Genomic DNA, 18941 nt, shown 5'->3' with positions numbered 1-18941 from the left:
GGATTGGTCGGTTTTCAGTTAGAATTATTGACACAAGTAATAAGATGCTTTGGTTGAGGGTCTCTTTTTTGTTAATAAATTAAAGGAAGGATCTGGGAAATATTCGAAGAACTTAATAGGAGTGGAATCATGTTTTGCTTTGTGAAAGGGAGAAATATAACGATGAAAAAAATAGTGCTTGGGATGGTTTTGGGTGCCGGTATTACATTTTCTACAGCTGTATATGCAGCAGATGCTATTCAAGCTGTTAAGTACCAAGTGAAGTTTCTTTTTAATGGAGTAGCTAAGCAAATGGATAGTGAGTACACCGTATTGAACTATAATGGACATGCCTATGTGCCAATCCGTTTCGTAGCTGAAAGTATGAGAGCGCAAGTAGAGTTCATTGAAGCTGAAAAGCAAATCTCCATTAAGTTTGGTACACCAACTGAGCAGCTCCAATCGCGAATTGAGATGATTGCCCTTGAATTAATTAAATCTGCAGAGCTCGGGGATCTCAATGAAACGAAAGAGCAAGTCAATGCGGTAGCACCAACCGAAATCAGCTCAGTTTTTCTTGAGATTTTGAAAATGGCTCATATGTTTCAAGGTAAACCGCAGGTTATCAATTTGGTTGAACTATTGATTCAAAAGCAAGTTAATCTCAATATCGTTGATGAATCCAACGGTTACACACCGCTGCATTATGCTGCGGAACGTTCTATTGATTTAGTGGAAAGTCTTTTGGATGCTGGGGCTAAGGTGAACGTAAGTGCTAATGGAATGACCCCGCTAATGCAGGTATCGAGTAAAAAACAGCTTGGTTTGGTTAACAAGATGATTGCAATGGGAGGGGATCCTAATTTAGGCGGAGGTGCTTTACTTTCAGCGCTTCATCCATTTGCCAATTCTGGATTAACGGATGAAAGCGTCCAGATTGTAAAAAATCTGATAGCGCATGGAGCTAATGTTAGCACTTCCAACTCGGATGGCGAAACACCGCTGTTAGCTGCTGTAAGTATGAGTATGCCACAATCTCGGCAAATTGTTCAGCTGTTGCTTGAGCACGGCGCAGATCCCAATCTGATAGCAAAAAGTAATGTGTTAGGACTGTCTCCGCTAATGAGGGCGGTTAATTCCTATGGCCGTGATTCCATGCTAGGTGTATACACAATGGTCGAAATGTTGATAAATGCCCATGCGGATGTCAATGCAGTCGATGAGAAAGGCAATTCAGTGCTCGCTTATGCCGTGGAGTTCAATCAACATGACATGGAAGGAAATAGCCAAGTAATCCGATTATTATTAAATAAAGGAGCGGATGCACGAGTGAAAGACAAGAATGGAGTTACACCACTTGATAAAGCTAAGAACATTGTTGACGAGAAAATAAGGGATGAAATCGTTATGATTTTAAAGGACACCTAATATGTCAATAGCATTAGGTATGCGAAAGAATTGTAAACTAATTTTGGTTGAAGGTTTATGCGGGACCGGCAAATCGACACTTGCAGAAAGATTACACGACTACCTAGTACTGCAAGGTATTCCCTCTGAATTCTATGCTGAAGGTGGTAAAGGACATCCTACGAGCTTGAATTGGCATGCTTTCTTTCGTGAAGAAGAATATAAGGAACTTCTAATGCGGTACCCAGATAAATCAAATGAAATCAGTTCATGGGCTATACAAAATGGTCTCAATTATCTGATTCCTTATCGTGAACTTAACGAAATCAATGAGTTGGATGCACTTTATTCAGAACTGGAGTCCCGTGAATTATGCTGGACGGATTCACCTATAGCATCGATGTCAGAGTTTACTTATTCGATTCAACATCATTGGTCGCATTTCGCTGAACATGCCTGCAATTTAAATGAGGTGTATGTGTTAGAAGCCGTTTTTTTTCAGCATCAGATTCATGATTTGTTAGGTCATTATCAAGCAGTTGATAAAGATATCAAGGAACATATTCAAGGAATTGCCGAACAAATTACTGATTTGAACCCCATTGTGATTTATTTAACTCAACCTAATGTGCGAGATCAACAGGTTTGGATTTCTGCCATCCGTTCAAAACCTAACTTTGCCTCGGAAAAGAATATTAGTTTTATGGAAAACCGTAAACGGGTCGAATTGGAGTTGCTCGACATGCTGCCATTTCCAACCTATACAATTGAAAATGGCAACCTTGACTGGGAAGAGGTCTTTCGTAAAATGGTGGAGGCCACATACAACAATTAACTTTATATCCTAAGAAGCTAATAAGCACTGCCGCGGGCAGTGCTTCTCTTCGTTTATTACCGAATAAGGCAACGCATATCCGCACATAATATTCAGTGAAAATTATGGAAAGGAGGTGACGTTGAGGTGACTAGTATTCCAGTGAATGCAAGTGAGAACATTCAAATTAATCATGATGCGTTGCAGGATATTTTTCACAACTGTGTCGATGTCGTATTTAGACCGTTAAAACTATCTGAGCACTCCAATATTCTACTTGTATATATTGAAGAATTAACGGATTCAAGCAAATTGGAGCAGATTATAACAGCATGTATGATGAGTCGGGATATTGATCGATTGACACAGTACGAAATGGCAACAAACTTATCAGAAATTGTAGCAAAAGTTCTGAAAGGAAGTACGGCTATCTTCTTGGATGGTAAGCCATTTGCTTACTTAGCAGAAATAACTCTATTTAAACAACGCGCGATCAATGAACCTACAAATGAGGCTTCTATCCGCGGTCCGCGCGAGGGATTCACCGAGGACTTAAAAACAAATTTAAGTATGCTTCGAAGAAAAATAAGTAATTCGAAACTAAAGTTCGAAACTCATCAAGCGGGCGAGTTAACCAATACGTCGTTTGTCGTTGCTTATATCGAAGATGTCGTCAAACCAGAATTGCTTGAAGAAGTGAGGGCAAGACTTCAAACTTTTAAAACAGATCAACTGCTGGACTCGGGCTATATCGAAGAATTTATAGAAGATAAATCATTTTCCCTTTTTCCGCAAATCCAAAATACAGAACGACCTGATACCGTTTCCGCAAGTTTATTGGCTGGAAGAGTGGCCATTATCGTTGACGGTTCACCCAATGCATTGCTGTTGCCAATGACATTCTGGTCAGGGTTTCAAGCAGCAGAAGACCATTATGAACGCTTCTTATACGTCTCATCTGTCCGGCTTTTACGATTCCTATTGGCAATTATGTCATGTTTACTTCCATCTATCTATGTTGCTCTGACGACGTTCCATCCACAGATGATCCCGCTTTCGCTCATGCTTAGTATTTCAGCATCAAGAGAAGGCATTCCATTTCCAACAGTCATTGAAACTTTGTTAATGGAGCTTATGTTCGAAGGATTACGAGAAGCTGGCCTGCGTTTGCCTAAAGCCATCGGTTCAGCAGTAAGCATTGTAGGTGCCTTGGTTATTGGAGAAGCAGCCGTTCAAGCTGGATTTATTTCAGCTCCCATTGTCATGATTGTAGCGGGTACTGGAATAGCCTCGTTTGCTTTTCCTAGCTACAGCTTGGCCTTGCCGTTTCGAATTCTGAGGTTCCCACTTTTAATTTCCGGAGGAGTCCTTGGTTTGTACGGAATAGCGATCGGAATCATCTTCATCCTGATTCATCTTGTGACGCTCAAATCATTCGGAATGCCTTACTTAAAGCCTGTAGCACCAATTAGTTCTAATTTCTGGAAGGATACGCTCATACGAATCAATAAGCGGTTTGTATCGACACAAGGAAAACAATGAAAAAAATCGGGTATCTGTTCCTTTTATTAACACTACTACTAACACTCTCGGGATGCTGGGATCGAAATGAAATTAATGATTATGCATTCTGGATCGGAACTGCTTTAGATGTAACAGAAAGCGGTAAACTTCAAAAAAGCGCTCAAATCGCAGTTCCTGCTGATTTCAAGAGTATCAGGGGAGGCGGGGGGAACGGTCAAAGAGCAAACATTGTGTTAACCGCGACGGGATCGACAATTGGTGATTTGACACAACAAATTCAAGACAAGCTGCCGCGTAAAGTTTTCCTTGGGCATCGTAGATCCATTTTTGTCGGAGAAAAATTGGCGCGAAAAGGGTTAATTGAAGTGATGGACCAATTTACACGGAATACGGATACTCGTTTAAGGACGGATATATTCGTTGTGAATAATGGGGAAGGAAAAGAAGTGCTGAATATTAACAGTCCGTTTAATCAGTTTTCATCCATCGTAGCTGTAGATCAAGATCGCTATTGCCGTTTAGGAGATACAGCCTTACGCGATGTCTTAATTGATGTGGGGCGCGATGGCATTCGGCCTTCTATGCCGATGGTTGAGATTTCGCCGATGAATAGTCATGAGAAAGACAGAATTTTTGATGTCAGATCTGTTGCGATCTTTAATAAAAATTTGCAAATGGTCGGTGAAGTGAGCGGTAGAGAATCTCTGGAATTATTTTGGGTCAAAGGTGTATTGAAAAATCAATTCGTGACTGAAGAACTTGAAGAAGGAAGTATTTCCTTATATGAATCCAATTTAAAGCAAACGATTAGAACCGAATTTGAAGGTGAAAAACTGAAAGCCTATGTAAAACTTGTGGGAACAGGAAGAGTACTTGAAAATAACTCGGATATAGATCTTTCTGTATCCAAGGAACGTAAAGGGATAGAGCATAGACTAAATGCAATTAAAGCAAAGCGAGTAGAAGAAACGATAAAGAAGTTGCAACTTCAGTATGGACAGGACGTGTTCGGAATCGGTGAAGAATTCCACAGGGAACATCCATATCAATGGAAGGAACTTCGAGATCGATGGGATGACATATTCCCAACAATTGAAGTGGCAGTTGATGTCAAGTTAAATATTCAAAGTACGGGTGATATACGTAAACGAATTGTTGGGAAAGGAGAGAAAAAATGAAGATTTCAACGTGGCAGTTATTTTGGATGTTTACAACATTAGAAATCTCAATGTCGATATGGTTAACGATATCGCCTACGATTGAAATCGCGAAACAAGATGCTTGGATTTCACTTGCAATTGCGGGATTAATTGGCCTGTTTGTAACGTATATTTTAGTTCGAGTGAGTCAGCGACATGCTTCTAAAACGCTGGTAGAGTTTGCTCAACAGCTTTTTGGGAAGTGGGTCGGAAAATTAATTAGTCTGCTATATATTCTGGTATGGTATTCCGTATGTGCCGATATATTACGAATATTCTCCTTATTTATAAAGCAGATTCTTTTCCACGATACGCCAGTATGGAGTATCTCAGCTTTGATGATGGCAGCAATGATATATATAACTTATGCTGGCAGTGTTGAAGCGATTGCACGTTTTAGCGAATTGGCTGGACCCTTGATTCTAGTCGGCATTGTGATGACATTTGCACTAAATATTCCTAATTTGCACATAGCGCTCATTCTGCCGATTTACGCGGATTCTGGTGTTATTCCTATTTTAAAGGGATCTTTAGTAAATGCATCTTTTCTTGGGGAATCGATGATGATCATGATGTTAACGCCGTTTATTGCTAAGCCAGAAAAGCTATTAAAGCCGATTCTATTGTCAATTTGCGTACCGTCGTTGCTCGCCATTGTTGCGACAATGATGATTATTTCAACATTCGGTATACATATCGGATCGAGCATGTACTTTCCCTATTTTGCTATGGTTCGATTCATAAATTATTTAGATTTCATTCAAAATATGGATGTCTGGATTGTGTTTATCTGGATTTTTAGCGTGTTAGTAAAGTTGTCTATTTACTTGTTTATCAACAGTTATGGAACAGCACAATTAGTTGGAGTCAAGAAATGGCGGGGGATGATCGCAATAACTGCACCCATCATTTTCGCTATTTCATTAATACCTGCAAACATCTTTGGTATATTGGATTATGCGAATCTAGTCTGGACTGCATTTATTTTCCCTATTTTCATCGTAGGTCTCCCCTTAGTTATTCTTCTTGTTAGCGTTATTAGAGGTAAGCGTGTGCAAGAGGTGTGAGTGGTGAAATGAATGATTAAGACAATTCGTAGTGAATGTGACTTTATCACAGATTTCCATCAGCTTTTATGTTATTATGTTACGAAAAAAGCATTTCATAAGGAGCTGAATTTGTTGATTCTGGCTGAACATCTAGCGCAGATCATTTCAATATTCCCCAGCTTGGCGGACATCACTGAACAGGATTGGAATCAAGACGGCATACATGTTATTCAAATGGAACCCAATTATATTATTGAAGAAGGACATTTTCTAGAGCACGTTGTTCTGATTTTGGATGGAACAGTCAGAATGTATAAAATAAGCACGAGCGGTCGGGAAATTACGATGTATAGGATTCAGAGCGGAGAATGTTGTCCCTTGATGAGCTCGAGTATTTTAGGTGAATCCGCCTATGAAGCTACCGCCTGCGTGGAAACAGCTGGTTTGGTTCTTATCATACCCTCAGGTATTTTTCGCGAATGGGTGGATCACTATCGGAATTTTCGACAATTCATTTTTAAGTCATTTGCCCAACGGATTGTTAGTATGTCTAATTTGCTGGACAGTGTTAACTTTAAATCCATTCGTGGACGAATTTCGGAATTCTTAATCCACAAGACAGAAAAAACGGGTAATACCGATACTTTGCATATCACCCATGACAGTTTGTCTATTGAACTCGGTACAGCCAGAGAGGTAATCAGCAGAACGTTGAAGGGACTTGAGAAGGAAGAAGTTATTAATCTTTCTAGAGGGAAAATAACGATAGTAAATCGAAGTGCACTTGAACGATATATTGAATTCAACTGAAATTGTAATCTCAAACTAAAACCACCCATAGGGTGGTTTTTTTAAATGAATTTGTACTATGTGACAAAGTTACGGTTCGTTTTCATCCTCCCTGATATGATTGTAACTGTAAGAACTACAAAATAATTCGAAATCATGAAAGGGGAAATATATCATGAAAAACGTTGGGGGAACAGACCGTGCCATCCGTATAATTACTGGAATTGCCCTATTATCTTTGTTTATCGTCCTTCCAGGCTATTGGAAATTAGCTGGACTGATTGCCTTACCACTTCTGATTACTGGCTTTGCACAAAAATGCGGAATCAATAAATTATTGGGCCGTAATACTTGCAGAATCAGATAAATAAGGATGTGTTATAGGTAGTGAAGGGGGCGCAAATTGTGCCCCTTTTTCGTTTTATGAGTATATTATTCACATGATGGTCATATTACCTCCGAATGGAGGTTGATAATTATGGTGTTACATAGGTTGCTGCGCGTACTAAGCATTATCGTACTTGCTTGTCATTTAAGTATGTCTCAAACGGTTATAGCAATGGATGGTGCCGAAGTTTTTGATATCAAAAAAGGTGAAATCACGCAAGCAATTCCTAACTCTAATGCGTTGCAAATTCAAGCCAGGGAATGGCTGTCATCCATTACTGGGATAGTAGAATCACTGCATATCGAACCAAGTGAAGGGATAGCCATTAAGATTCCACTACTACCGCCTCACAAACTAACTTCAAATTGGATCACTGGAACCGTCACGGAAATCGTGATGTTCATTAGTATATCCAAAACTTATTTCCCAACCCTACTGATTTTCACACGAGAAAATGGGTTTATTGCAGTCCATTTTAAAAGCAGCAGTTTGAAATCGTTTCTCCAAGAATATAAGCTTGATTATCCGAGCCTAAACCTTGAAGAAGCACCAAAAGTTGAATAAATGTGAGGCAGTTTATGAATATTTAAGAAATGTTTTAGATGCAGTTAACTTCAATTGATTATCTTAGTGATAAGAAGATATCAAGGGAGATTCTAAGGGAATGAAAAACTTTACAATGACAAAGAAAAAATGGATGTTAAGCTTACATATCATGTTTGCCGCGATTATGTTAGGTACAAGTGTGACATTTCTCATCTTGAGTATTACGATCGCGAGTACGAGTGATTCTAAGTTAATACTTTCATGTTATAAAGCCATGCATGTATTGGCTGAAACTTCTGTACGAGCTTCTGTCATAGGGACTATCGTGACAGGGGTACTATTGTCCCTAGGGACTCACTGGGGTTTGGTAAAATACTATTGGATCATTGCCAAAGAAGTGCTTACGGTTATCGCGGTAATCATAGGGCCCATAGGCATGTACATTTGGACATTGAAAGGAATATCTTTGTTGACGGAAGTAGGGGGAGAAAGTGCGAATCAAGGGGCGTATGTATCCAACATGCTAGCCTTATTTATAGGCATAGGACTTCAGTTGCTATCCTTAATCGCCATGTATGTGCTTTCTGTGTTTAAGCCCTGGGGGAAGAGAAAAATTGGTTAGAAATAAAGTTTTATTTGGGTTAAAGCTATTAGAAAATTTTTTCGTACGATCGAGAAACATGATGCTGGAAATAAGAAAAAGCAGAGGATAGGAAAGGGGAGACGCCCACTCTTATCTTCTGCTTTTTGTTTTGACCGATTAATCCGTAATATTTCTCGTATAATATTCAATAATGTCCTTGCGCCGAATGATACCGAGGAAAACGCGATCCTTATCTACAACGGGAACAAAATTCTGGTCAGCAGCTAGAGCTAACATATCTTCCATATGCGCATCGATGGCGACGCACTCGTTATAAATTCGTTTTCGAATATTGGCAACAGAAACTTCATCCATGTTAACGAAGGACAGGCCGGGCGTGCACTTCAGTTTCCATAACAAATCTCCTTCGGATAAAGTGCCGACATATTTCCCTTCCTCATCGATAATTGGAATCGCTGTATAATGACAGGCTTCCAGCCGCTCTATCGCTTCTTTCATCGAAGCCGACGTCGTCAGGTAAGAAACTTTATCTTTGGGTAGTAAAAACGATTTAATTTCCACTTTGTTTCGCTCCTTTTCATCCCAAATTACTTTCACTATTTAATTAAACCATAAATCCGACCTAAAGAGTGCACAATTGGCTGGTGTAATAAATGGAAATATAGGAATATTTGAATTTTTGTAACAAAAGAAGCGTTCAATTTGTTCATATTCGTGATATTAATTCACAAATGTATACTTCACTCTTTTGGAATTAATAAAGTAGGGTATCCAAATCAAACAAGTTATGAAAGATTTCACTATATTTCTCCCCTGTTCATTCATAAACTCTGGTGTCGCTAGATCAGCAATGGAATTCGAAATAAAATAGTAAATGACATTAAAAAGGAAACTAACGAGATAGAAATTAATCGCCCACGTTCTTACTCGTCTCATTTTTTTCCATCCGAAATAGCCAAGAACTATTGGGAACACAACATATAAAGCGTAAGTAATTGTTTCATAAATGATAATTAATGCGTATTTCCAATCATCACTATACAATTCGGTAAAAAGTCCGTTTGTGTATATAGGTAATAATGTATTGATTATGTAGATTAAGGAATTCCCTAAGGTAAGTAACAGCCCAAAGGTTACAATATATAACCATCCTCCAAACCCTCGCAAATGATTATGCTCATCCTGTGGGGGTTCATTTCCCGCAATAATCAAATCCTCTGTTTTCGTAGCTAATTCATTTTCTGTATTGACCATTAAGACACCTAATTTCTTCTCCAGATAGAGGAGGATTTATACAACATAGATAGGGGCAAAAAACTTTATACTGTATTCGGCATGAGTCCCATTAATCCTCCCTTGTCAATTGTAAATAAATTTCCAAATCCACCTTTCCACACAAAACATTCCTACGCAGCGTACGTCTAATTGGTTAGGAATGAGCTGAAGTTATTGGATCGTCCGAACATCCGATTATTTATCTTCAAAAGGAGTGAGAGAGAAAACTGATGACCCGAAAAGTTTTAATTATCCTAATAGGTGTGTTGGTTGTAGGTTTAGAGTGTGGATATTCGATCGCAAGTCTCACAACAAAGCCTGAAACGGAGAAAACTATGGAAGCGGCTCCCACTTCTAAAGAGGAGAGTAAACCTACGCCAAGCGTTGCACAGATAGGTGCGAATTTAAAGGATAGGGATACCTTATTACGCATATTATCAAGAGTTCATGATAGTACGGAAGGTTACGAATATACGGAGGAACAATTAAAAGAGTTGCAGGCAAATCCCGAAAATAAGGTATACAGCAAGGTTCTGCAGAAATTCGTTCAGTCACGTCTAAACCAAGGAATCACGTCATTTCAAACGATCAGTGACTCCGTAAATCCGCGTTCGTTGCTCATAACGACGAACGATCAACATGCGTATATGGTCTATATGAAAAAAGATTATTCCCATGATGGGATCTGGATCATTAGTGGATTTATGGATTTTATGCCACAAGAAGATCAAATAAATGAGGTCTATACCTTGATTCCTATTGTTGAATCACCTGGGGATGTAAAGGAGTGGGCAGAAACCTTGTTAAAACAGTCGGAGTGGAAGAAAGAGTATCGCACCTTTGGTGACCGCACGTATGCATTGATTAAGTCTTCCTCGTCCTTAGCTGATTCTGTGGAGTTAGAGGAGGTCATGCTTTCAGCCGGTGAAGTGTTTATTTCCTACCAGTCGTATCAATATGCCGCGGATAGTAATAAGGATCTAATCAATGATTATCTATTGTTGGAATTAAAAGGCCAAGGAATTAGGGATGTTACCTTTACGAATTCTTATTCCAATTTCCCGCTTGTGGATGGTAAGGAGCCTGTGAAGAATGACTGAACTGTAGTGAAATGAACGAAGTTGAATCGTAAGGAGGTGCACCATTGAAGGCGATTATCTACACGAAGTACGGCAGTCCCAATGAACTAATTTATACAGAAGTGGAAAAACCACAGCCAAAAGATCATGAAGTATTGATCAACGTACACGTGGCCTCCATCAATTCATGGGACTGGGATCTGTTGCGAGGTACTCCGTTTTTAGTTCGAATCGGCGGTATTACAAAGCCTAAATACACGATTCTCGGAGCTGATATTGCAGGTCGTGTTGAAGCGGTTGGCAAAGCAGTCAAGCAGTTTGCTCCAGGAGATGAAGTATTCGGAGATATTTCGGGTTGTAGTTGGGGCGGTTTTGCGGAGTATGTATGTGCATCTGAAACGGCAGTATCGCTGAAACCAGCTACTATATCTTTTGAGGATGCAGCGGCTATCCCCCAAGCAGCCGTCCTCGCCTTGCAGGGTCTAAGGGGCAGAGGACTTATACGAAAGGGAAAGAAGGTATTAATCAATGGCGCGGGTGGGGGCGTAGGCACATTTGCAATTCAACTATCCAAATTATTTGGTGCAGAAGTGACTGCAGTCGATCGTGCAGTGAAGTTGCCAAAACTCGAAGCGCTTGGTGCGGATTATGTTATGGATTATAAGAAAGAGGATTTCACCACAAGTGGAAATAAGTATGACTTGATTCTAGATGTCGTTGGAAATCGGTCGATATTCGACTGTAAACGTGCCTTAAGCCTGGATGGACAATATGTAATGGTGGGAGGTACCCTATCCCGAATTTTTCAAGTGATGCTCCTAGGGCCATTGATTTCCTTGTTAAGCAAGAAGAAAATGGGGCTCTTAATGCACAAACCAAATGCGACAGATCAGAATGAATTAATGTCCTTTTGGGAGATTGGCAAATTAACACCTGTGATTGATCGTCATTATCCGTTAGGAGAGGTTGCTGATGCGCTAACGTATTTCGGAGAAGGTCAGCATATCGGCAAAGTGATGATTCATATAACATGAGGTGGATAATTGTAACGGTTACTATGTTGCAAAAAAAGGCTGATCTCAGTAGATTTTCTACTTGGGAACAGCCTCTTTCAATTGGAACATTACGTACGGCGCATATAAGCAATAACTGTAATAGGTGCAAAAATAGCTACAATAACAATTGCACCGAAGAGTGAAATGGTGAGATCCCAGCCCACTGTACCTTGATTCGCAAGTTGACGAACAGCAGAAACGAGGTGGGAGATTGGATTAATTTTCACGAACCACTGAAGCCAGTTCGGCATCGTATCAACCGGAACGAACGCGTTAGATAGGAACGTAAGTGGAAACAGGACGAGCATCGAGATCCCTTGAACACTGGACGCGGTGCGAGCAATGACGCCGAAGAAAGCGAAAATCCAGCTGATCGCCCATGAGCAGAAAATGACAAGCAACGCAGCGATCGCAACATTGGCCAAGCCGCCTTCTGGTCGATATCCCATGATGAATCCCATTGAGAATGTTAGTACTGTTGCGATGGTATACCGTATGGTATCGGCCAACAAGGCGCCTGCGAGTGGCGCTATACGCGCAATCGGCAGTGATTTGAATCGGTCAAAGACGCCTTTATCCATGTCCTCTCGTAATTGGACGCCGGTCACGATGGAAGTTGTGATTACAGTCTGTACAAGAATACCTGGGATAATGACAGGCAAATAACTCACGACATCACCTGAGATGGCGCCACCGAAAATATAAGTAAACATCAGCGTGAAGATGATCGGTTGAAGTGTGACATCGAATAATTGCTCTGGTGTACGTCGGATCTTCAGGAGACCACGATAGGCCATTGTAAGCGAATTGCGAATCGACTGTCTAAAGCTTGTGTGGTTTCTCAGATGGCGTTCGGAAACAGGTTTAATCGATGTACTCATACTCTTGCCTCCTGTTTGTTACTTGTTGGCGTTGACGTCTCTGTATCGTTCTCTTCTACACCATGACCTGTAATCGTTAAAAACACTTCGTCCAATGTCGGTTTCTGTACACTCATTTCAGCCAAGTGAATGCCTGATTCACGCAGGGAAATAAGAAGATCAGTCACGCGATCTGCATTCGCCATTGGAGCGGATATTTTACCAGCTACAACGGTTGAAGTTACTTTCAGTACTTGCTCAACGGTTCTGCGAGCTTGTTCAATATCTAATGGATTTTGAACACTAAGCTGCAAGGAGGAGGTACCGACAGACGCTTTAAGCTCATCCACAGTTCCCTCGGCTACGACGCGCCCGCGATCAATGACTGCGATTCGGTCAGCGAGCTGGTCAGCTTCTTCCAGATATTGCGTTGTAAGCAATATGGTTGATCCTGTGTCGACTAGTCGACGGATGGTATCCCACATCTGAGAACGTGTCCGAGGGTCTAACCCAGTCGTCGGTTCGTCTAAGAAGATGAGTGGAGGCTGTGCAATAAGACTCGCGGCGAGATCCAGTCGGCGTCTCATACCGCCTGAGAAATTTTTTAATGGCCGTTTTGCAGCTTCAGTCAGTCCAAATTCTTCAAGTAATTCGTCTGACTTTTGACGCGCTTCTTTGCGGCTTAACCCAAGAAGACGGGAGAAGATAATTAAGTTCTCAGTCGCGCTTAATGATTCGTCGACGGATGCATATTGTCCAGTGACCCCGATCAATTGACGAACGATCTGCGACTCTTTCACAACATCGTAACCGAAGATTTTGGCTGAACCTGCATCCGGTCTAAGAAGGGTCGCGAGCATATTAATTGTAGTTGTTTTCCCTGCACCATTCGGGCCTAGAACGCCGTAAATTGTTCCTGCCTTCACATTCAAGTTAACACCATCTACCGCGCGATTTTCTCCGAATGTTTTGACGAGTCCATGCGCTTCAACGGCCCAATCACCTTGTTGTGCTCTTTCTTTTCTTTGCAAAGAATCCAAAGTAATTCCTCCTAAATAACAATTGATGACGTGATTGTATCGTATATTTTTAAACTGAATGTAAACAAATGTATATATGGGAAGCTGCTCTTATTTTTAAGAAGGCTATCTTGTAAATAATTGGTTATATGTTACAATAAAAGATACCGAATGGTATCTTTTATTTGCGCTAATATGGTGATACTTGTCCAACAAAGGAGAGATGCATGATGTCTATGAAAGAGCAACTGGAACAAGCTAAATCGGGATTTAAAGTTAGAGTACCTGTTGAAGCGCAGACACACATTTTTCGACATATGGAAGAGCAACAGCAAGCGGGGAGTATTTACGGATTAAAAGTAGGAGACATCGCTCCGAATTTTGTCTTGAGCAATCCGCTCGGCGAGCAAATAATGCTATACGATGAGCTGGCCAAAGGGCCGGTAGTCCTCACTTTTTACCGCGGCGCATGGTGTCCATTTTGTAATATTCAGCTCAGATCGTATCAGGAGATACTGCCAGAGATTCATAAGTATGGTGCCCAGCTGTTGGCTATTTCACCGCAAACTCCTGATAACTCATTAACACAGAAGGAGAAAGAACAATTGTCTTTCCAAGTACTGAGCGATGCAAATGGCCGTGTAGCGGAAAGCTATCACCTATTATTCGAAATGCCTGACTATCTTCAACATACTTTCAAACATCTTCTCGGAAGAGATCTCAGAGCGTTCAATAAAAGCGATCGGTGGATCCTGCCAATTCCGGGCATTTACGTTTTAGATAGAGAAAGAGTCGTCCGATTCGCACATGTGAATCCCGATTTCATGTCACGATTAGAGCCGCAAGAGCTTATCACACAATTGAAGAAGCTTTGATGGACAGGAGAGTTTATCTATAGTTATCCTTTCCTTCGAATTGGTAAATCCTAATGTGCTATGATGAACTCATGCCTTACGCATGGTACAGGAGGATCTCAACATGTCATTAATCAATGTTTCAAACCTAACGTTTGCCTATGATGGAAGTTACGATAATATTTTTGAAGACGTCAATTTTCAAATTGATACCGATTGGAAATTAGGCTTTACAGGAAGAAACGGGAGAGGGAAGACAACTTTTCTGGGCTTGCTGCTTGGTAAATACGAATACAGCGGACATATTTCTGCGAATGTCAGCTTTGAATATTTCCCTTTTCAAGTGAACAATAAACAAGACCAAACGATGGATATTATCAATGATATTTTGCCGGATTATCAGCACTGGGAATTAATGCGGGAGCTCACCTTACTTAAGGTTTCGGAGGATGTACTTTATCGACCATTCGAGTCATTGTCAAACGGTGAGCAAACGAAAGTATTATTAGCTGCTTTATTTTTGAAGGAAAATAGCTTTTTGTTAATTGATGAACCCACCAATCATCTTGACATGAATGCTAGAAAGCTGGTCAGTGAGTATCTGAATACGAAGAACGGGTATATCTTAGTGTCTCATGACAGATCATTTCTGGATAATTGTGTAGACCACATCCTATCCATCAATAAGACCAATATTGAGATTCAAAGGGGTAATTTCTCAGATTGGTGGGAAAATAAGCAAAGGCAAGATCACTATGAACTCGCTGAAAATGAGAAGCTGAGGAAGGATATCAAACGATTATCCGATGCTGCTAAACGTACGAGCAACTGGTCTCATGAAGTTGAGAAAACGAAGAACGGTACTAGAAATTCGGGTTCCAAGGTAGATAAGGGGTATATTGGTCACAAAGCTGCGAAAATGATGAAACGTTCAAAATCTATCGAACAAAGACAAGAATCGTCCATCGAAGAAAGATCGAAGCTGCTCAAAAATATTGAAAGTGCAGAAGACCTCAAGATAACCCAACTTGCCTACCACAAAAACCAACTTGCTGCGCTTGAACATGTTTCGATCCAGTACGGTGAGAAAATCGTATGCCAAGATGTTAATTTTACGATCGAACAAGGTGAGCGGATTGCGTTATCAGGTAAAAATGGCTCGGGTAAATCAAGTATTATTAAGTTGCTCTGTGGAGAGCAAATCAACTATACAGGAACTTTCCGAAAGGGGAGCCAACTTCAAATATCGTATGTTTCCCAGGACACTTCGCATTTACAAGGTAATTTAACCGACTATGCGAAGAATAACGGGATTGACGAGAGTCTGTTTAAGGCGATTCTAAGGAAGCTCGATTTCGCAAGAGTCCAATTCGAGAAAGATATTTCTTCCTTTAGCGGCGGACAGAAGAAGAAAGTACTGATCGCCAAAAGTCTGAGCGAGAAAGTACATCTGCATATTTGGGATGAACCGCTTAACTTTATAGATGTGATTTCGCGGATGCAGATCGAGGAGCTACTGCTTGAGCATGCCCCGACGCTTCTCTTTGTAGAGCATGATAGGGAATTTTGCGATAATGTAGCCACGAAGATTATTGAACTTTAAGGCAATGGAAGACGAGTAGATTTAACCGAATCGTGTTAGGGAGAAAGCCTGAGAAATCAGGCTTTTTATTATTTAATGAGGTTAATGATTAATGACATGAATTATTGGTGGTGTCGCATTTCTTTACTTCGAGTTAGAAAACCGTAGAATAGAAGTATACTTGGAAATTTCAAATGGAGTTGATCAATCATGTATCTGAGAAAACTTGAAGTTCAGAAGAATGAACATTTCGATCCCGGAAAGTATCCTTTTTCAATACCATCTATCCAATCGTTAGCTTCAATTTCGTTTCAGAAGAATGTGACTTTTTTCGTTGGAGAGAACGGGTCAGGCAAATCAACGATCCTTGAAGCCATCGCATACCAATGTGGGTTTAACACGGCAAGTGGCGGAAGAAACAATGTGTATGACGTCGACGCAGCTCATTCCACCCTGGGGGAGCACTTGCGTCTGTCTTGGATGCCGAAGATTACGAACGGCTTTTTTCTCCGAGCAGAAACCTTTTATAACTTTGCCAGCTATTTGGATACGATGCCTGAAAGCTTACCGTATTACGGCGGTCGCTCCTTACACGAGCAATCGCATGGTGAAGCGTTTCTGTCACTTTTTAAACATCGGTTTGGGAAAAAGGCGATATATTTACTAGATGAACCCGAAGCAGCCTTATCGCCAGCTAGACAGTTGGCTTTAATGCGAGTTATCAAAGATTTGGAGAAGGAAGCTCAGTTCATTATTGCTACGCATTCTCCAATACTTCTTGGGTATCCAGATGCGCAGATACTTAGTTTTGATGATCAACCCATTAGCGACATTCAATACGAGGAAACGCTTCACTATATGATCACCAAACGGTTTCTTGACAATAGAAAAATGATTTTAGATGAGCTGTTCAAAGATTGATTTCGAACAGCTCATTTCCATTTAACTACTTGAGAATTGTCAATGGTTCGAAGTTAGGATAGACATACGGCGAACTAGGGGCCTCGATTTTTTCGATTTTAGTGGCCTCAATTTTGAATATGTCGTTCCCATTGTATTGACCATTTTGAATGGTTCCGGTAACTTTCACCCACATATCTTGCGAATAATTTGGCGCTGTTGGGAACTCCACCAACACCCCGTAAGGAGAAGCATCCGCTGAGCAGCAACTAACCGCGAAACGCCCAACAACGAATTGATTCCTCCTCATTTTATCTTCCTCACGATACACAAATCCTGTTAGTTCTATTTCTTTACCGATAAAGTTATCCTTGAACAGATCTATCGTTGACAGGATCTCCATGTAAATATCTGGCTGTACCAGAATGCGATCCTTTTTATAAAGAATAACACCCATCTTGGCAAAGTCTTCGTTCCACTCATCCGGGGACTTAAATAACTGCTCGATATCAGTGTCTGACTGAGCAGTTTGTTCAGCTTCAGCCTGACTAGCTCGCAAAGTTTGACTGCTGGTGGCAGGTTTGGGGAAGCTAGGCAAATTATACGATTCAGAACGAGGAGTCGTCATAGTGGTCGTGGCAGCAGAAAGATTGATCCCTTTAGCAGCGACCATGGTGCTATTTAACGCTGTATCTGGCAGAAGGAAGCCAATCATCAGCGGAAGAACGAGTAACCCATATGCTATGAAATTTCGTAGGAACGATCGCGGAGCTGGCTGATGACAATCACAGTCTACTGATCTTCCCCAATAGGAACGAAGAGCCATGAAACCTTGAAAACATGCAATGATATACAATACGACGGAAGCAATTTTGACATAAATCATCATACGCGGGGCGATATACAACTGTAATGAATCTGATTTTGTAAGAACAACGATATAGCTAGAGAACCCAAGTAAAATTAGTGTACGAAATAAATGATGATAGCTTGTTTTACGTGTGTGATTCAAACGAATTCCTCCTCGTATTAGTTATATAAATTGTTCCCAGAGCAATGAGCAAAGAAGCACTGTGCATGAGATTAACAAGACTAGAAGTAAGACGAATTTGAACTTGAACACGGAAAGCAACATTAGCGTACTTTTGAAATCCAACATAGGTCCGAAGACAAGAAAGGTTAGCAATGAACCGGTCGTAAATGAGGTTTGGAAAGAGGAAGCTACGAATGCGTCCGATGTCGAACAAATGGAAAGAATGTACGCCAAGCCCATCATAAAAAAGTGAGAAGAGAGTGGACCTTGGCCAATGGCTAACAGGCTTTCGCGCTGCATAAATACTTGTATGAGAGCGGTGAGTAATGCGCCAAAGACAAGGTATTTACCCATTTCAAAAAACTCGCTTGAGCTATGTACGAAAAATGTCATGATCTTACTTGGATTACCACTTTGTTTGTGATGATGTTCATGGTGGTCATGGTGGTGATGATGTACTTCATGCAGAGGCACTTTCGACTCATGGTTTTGACTTTGTCTTAAAGGACTTCTTTTAACTATCCGATAGAGAATCAACCCAATAATGATGACAACAAGGAAAGCAAGTCCCATTCGGGAGTAAGCGATGGAAGGATGATTGCGAAACGCCATTAGCGTAGCTGCGAAGACAATAGGATTAAGAATGGGTCCAGCGATAATAAAGACGACGGCGATGTAAACGGGCATTCCTTTTAGGATGAGTCTACGAACAATCGGAATCATACCACATTCACACATGGGAAAAAGAATACCAATTAGGCAAGCAAATAATATGCCAAGAATGGGGTTCCGAGGTGTGAAGCGACGAATGGTTGACTCGGGCACGAATGTTTGGAGCAAGGATGAGAGCAGGACGCCAAGTAAAATAAACGGTAATGCTTCAAGGATAAGGCTGATAAAAATCGTTTTGAAGGATTGCAAGTGATCGACTGTAAAAAAACTGCTTAGGAAAGTATGATTCTCAGATTTACTTAGCATGAGGGAG

20 protein-coding genes are annotated in these 18941 nt (G+C 40.8%); 14 read left to right on the top strand and 6 right to left on the bottom strand.

Annotated elements, in window-relative coordinates; translation table 11 throughout:
* Window positions 1-162 precede the first annotated feature (162 nt).
* From HQN88_RS05120 to HQN88_RS05080, 9 genes are all read left to right on the top strand, one after another.
* Window positions 163-1407: an ankyrin repeat domain-containing protein gene (locus HQN88_RS05120; protein WP_173109155.1), complete on the top strand. Its 1245-nt coding sequence runs from the start codon at window positions 163-165 to the stop codon at window positions 1405-1407.
* Window position 1408: 1 nt separating this feature from the next.
* Window positions 1409-2221, top strand: coding sequence for a P-loop NTPase family protein (locus tag HQN88_RS05115; protein ID WP_173109154.1), 813 nt, complete (start codon window positions 1409-1411; stop codon window positions 2219-2221).
* 126 nt (window positions 2222-2347) lie between these two features.
* Window positions 2348-3742, top strand: coding sequence for a spore germination protein (locus HQN88_RS05110; RefSeq protein ID WP_173109153.1), 1395 nt, complete (start codon window positions 2348-2350; stop codon window positions 3740-3742).
* Window positions 3739-4902: a Ger(x)C family spore germination protein gene (locus HQN88_RS05105; RefSeq protein ID WP_173109152.1), complete on the top strand. Its 1164-nt coding sequence runs from the start codon at window positions 3739-3741 to the stop codon at window positions 4900-4902. Before HQN88_RS05110 ends, HQN88_RS05105 begins: the two co-directional genes overlap by 4 nt.
* Complete coding sequence (locus tag HQN88_RS05100; RefSeq protein WP_173109151.1) at window positions 4899-5990, top strand: GerAB/ArcD/ProY family transporter; 1092 nt, start codon at window positions 4899-4901, stop codon at window positions 5988-5990. Before HQN88_RS05105 ends, HQN88_RS05100 begins: the two co-directional genes overlap by 4 nt.
* Before the next feature lie 12 nt (window positions 5991-6002).
* Complete coding sequence (locus HQN88_RS05095) at window positions 6003-6782, top strand: Crp/Fnr family transcriptional regulator (RefSeq protein ID WP_216855632.1); 780 nt, start codon at window positions 6003-6005, stop codon at window positions 6780-6782.
* A 154-nt stretch (window positions 6783-6936) separates the two neighbouring features.
* A complete protein-coding gene (locus HQN88_RS05090; protein ID WP_173109150.1) occupies window positions 6937-7128 on the top strand; it encodes a YgaP family membrane protein in 192 nt (63 codons plus the stop codon).
* 111 nt (window positions 7129-7239) lie between these two features.
* Entirely contained in the window at window positions 7240-7713 is a 474-nt protein-coding gene (locus tag HQN88_RS05085; RefSeq protein WP_173109149.1) for a hypothetical protein, read from the top strand.
* A gap of 100 nt (window positions 7714-7813) precedes the next feature.
* Window positions 7814-8317, top strand: coding sequence for a hypothetical protein (locus tag HQN88_RS05080; RefSeq protein WP_173109148.1), 504 nt, complete (start codon window positions 7814-7816; stop codon window positions 8315-8317).
* A 138-nt stretch (window positions 8318-8455) separates the two neighbouring features.
* Here the strand turns inward: HQN88_RS05080 and HQN88_RS05075 are convergent, their stop codons facing one another.
* Together HQN88_RS05075 and HQN88_RS38590 are read right to left on the bottom strand one after the other, a co-directional pair.
* The gene (locus HQN88_RS05075; protein WP_173109147.1) at window positions 8456-8860 is read right to left on the bottom strand and encodes a CBS domain-containing protein; all 405 of its coding nucleotides are present in this window, start codon (window positions 8858-8860) and stop codon (window positions 8456-8458) included.
* 159 nt (window positions 8861-9019) lie between these two features.
* A complete protein-coding gene (locus tag HQN88_RS38590; protein WP_173109146.1) occupies window positions 9020-9553 on the bottom strand; it encodes a DUF2569 domain-containing protein in 534 nt (177 codons plus the stop codon).
* 251 nt (window positions 9554-9804) lie between these two features.
* Between HQN88_RS38590 and HQN88_RS05065 the strand changes: the two genes are divergently transcribed.
* Window positions 9805-10674, top strand: a complete 870-nt coding sequence (locus HQN88_RS05065) for a hypothetical protein (RefSeq protein ID WP_173109145.1) — start codon at window positions 9805-9807, stop codon at window positions 10672-10674.
* Window positions 10675-10718: 44 nt separating this feature from the next.
* On the top strand, window positions 10719-11687 hold the full coding sequence (locus HQN88_RS05060; RefSeq protein ID WP_173109144.1) for an NAD(P)-dependent alcohol dehydrogenase: 969 nt from the start codon (window positions 10719-10721) through the stop codon (window positions 11685-11687).
* A gap of 89 nt (window positions 11688-11776) precedes the next feature.
* Here HQN88_RS05060 and HQN88_RS05055 read toward each other — a convergent pair whose 3' ends face one another.
* Both HQN88_RS05055 and HQN88_RS05050 read right to left on the bottom strand, forming a co-directional pair.
* On the bottom strand, window positions 11777-12589 hold the full coding sequence (locus HQN88_RS05055) for an ABC transporter permease (protein WP_173109143.1): 813 nt from the start codon (window positions 12587-12589) through the stop codon (window positions 11777-11779).
* Window positions 12586-13608 carry an ATP-binding cassette domain-containing protein gene (locus HQN88_RS05050; protein ID WP_246320048.1) on the bottom strand — a complete coding sequence of 341 codons (1023 nt, stop codon included), beginning with the start codon at window positions 13606-13608 and terminating at the stop codon, window positions 12586-12588. The genes HQN88_RS05055 and HQN88_RS05050 overlap by 4 nt, the downstream gene beginning before the upstream one ends.
* Before the next feature lie 206 nt (window positions 13609-13814).
* Between HQN88_RS05050 and HQN88_RS05045 the strand changes: the two genes are divergently transcribed.
* From HQN88_RS05045 to HQN88_RS05035, 3 genes are all read left to right on the top strand, one after another.
* Window positions 13815-14462, top strand: a complete 648-nt coding sequence (locus HQN88_RS05045; protein ID WP_246320047.1) for a peroxiredoxin-like family protein — start codon at window positions 13815-13817, stop codon at window positions 14460-14462.
* A 103-nt stretch (window positions 14463-14565) separates the two neighbouring features.
* Entirely contained in the window at window positions 14566-16044 is a 1479-nt protein-coding gene (locus tag HQN88_RS05040; RefSeq protein WP_173109142.1) for an Lsa family ABC-F type ribosomal protection protein, read from the top strand.
* Between the two features lie 189 nt (window positions 16045-16233).
* Window positions 16234-16944 (top strand): AAA family ATPase, encoded by a 711-nt coding sequence (locus HQN88_RS05035; RefSeq protein ID WP_173109141.1) that lies wholly within the window; start codon window positions 16234-16236, stop codon window positions 16942-16944.
* Window positions 16945-16969: 25 nt separating this feature from the next.
* Here HQN88_RS05035 and HQN88_RS05030 read toward each other — a convergent pair whose 3' ends face one another.
* Both HQN88_RS05030 and HQN88_RS05025 read right to left on the bottom strand, forming a co-directional pair.
* The gene (locus HQN88_RS05030) at window positions 16970-17935 is read right to left on the bottom strand and encodes a TIGR03943 family putative permease subunit (RefSeq protein WP_173109140.1); all 966 of its coding nucleotides are present in this window, start codon (window positions 17933-17935) and stop codon (window positions 16970-16972) included.
* Window positions 17936-17956: 21 nt separating this feature from the next.
* Window positions 17957-18934: a permease gene (locus tag HQN88_RS05025; RefSeq protein ID WP_173109139.1), complete on the bottom strand. Its 978-nt coding sequence runs from the start codon at window positions 18932-18934 to the stop codon at window positions 17957-17959.
* Window positions 18935-18941 lie beyond the last annotated feature (7 nt).

It is taken from the genome of Paenibacillus qinlingensis, from assembly GCF_013204845.1.
In the GTDB taxonomy this organism is placed as follows: domain Bacteria; phylum Bacillota; class Bacilli; order Paenibacillales; family NBRC-103111; genus Paenibacillus_E; species Paenibacillus_E qinlingensis.
This window is presented reverse-complemented; position numbering and strand designations above follow the sequence as displayed.

What these genes read in the sequence shown, in the direction of transcription:
- HQN88_RS05035 (WP_173109141.1), top strand. Translation starts at nt 16,234, where the DNA reads ATGTATCTGAGAAAACTTGAAGTTCAGAAGAATGAACATTTCGATCCC.
- HQN88_RS05065 (WP_173109145.1), top strand. Translation starts at nt 9,805, where the DNA reads ATGACCCGAAAAGTTTTAATTATCCTAATAGGTGTGTTGGTTGTAGGT.
- HQN88_RS05120 (WP_173109155.1), top strand. Translation starts at nt 163, where the DNA reads ATGAAAAAAATAGTGCTTGGGATGGTTTTGGGTGCCGGTATTACATTT.
- HQN88_RS05085 (WP_173109149.1), top strand. Translation starts at nt 7,240, where the DNA reads ATGGTGTTACATAGGTTGCTGCGCGTACTAAGCATTATCGTACTTGCT.
- HQN88_RS05040 (WP_173109142.1), top strand. Translation starts at nt 14,566, where the DNA reads ATGTCATTAATCAATGTTTCAAACCTAACGTTTGCCTATGATGGAAGT.
- HQN88_RS05080 (WP_173109148.1), top strand. Translation starts at nt 7,814, where the DNA reads ATGAAAAACTTTACAATGACAAAGAAAAAATGGATGTTAAGCTTACAT.
- HQN88_RS05100 (WP_173109151.1), top strand. Translation starts at nt 4,899, where the DNA reads ATGAAGATTTCAACGTGGCAGTTATTTTGGATGTTTACAACATTAGAA.
- HQN88_RS05115 (WP_173109154.1), top strand. Translation starts at nt 1,409, where the DNA reads ATGTCAATAGCATTAGGTATGCGAAAGAATTGTAAACTAATTTTGGTT.
- HQN88_RS05090 (WP_173109150.1), top strand. Translation starts at nt 6,937, where the DNA reads ATGAAAAACGTTGGGGGAACAGACCGTGCCATCCGTATAATTACTGGA.
- HQN88_RS05025 (WP_173109139.1), bottom strand. Translation starts at nt 18,934, where the DNA reads ATGCTAAGTAAATCTGAGAATCATACTTTCCTAAGCAGTTTTTTTACA.
- HQN88_RS05105 (WP_173109152.1), top strand. Translation starts at nt 3,739, where the DNA reads ATGAAAAAAATCGGGTATCTGTTCCTTTTATTAACACTACTACTAACA.
- HQN88_RS38590 (WP_173109146.1), bottom strand. Translation starts at nt 9,553, where the DNA reads ATGGTCAATACAGAAAATGAATTAGCTACGAAAACAGAGGATTTGATT.
- HQN88_RS05055 (WP_173109143.1), bottom strand. Translation starts at nt 12,589, where the DNA reads ATGAGTACATCGATTAAACCTGTTTCCGAACGCCATCTGAGAAACCAC.
- HQN88_RS05045 (WP_246320047.1), top strand. Translation starts at nt 13,815, where the DNA reads ATGATGTCTATGAAAGAGCAACTGGAACAAGCTAAATCGGGATTTAAA.
- HQN88_RS05095 (WP_216855632.1), top strand. Translation starts at nt 6,003, where the DNA reads ATGATTAAGACAATTCGTAGTGAATGTGACTTTATCACAGATTTCCAT.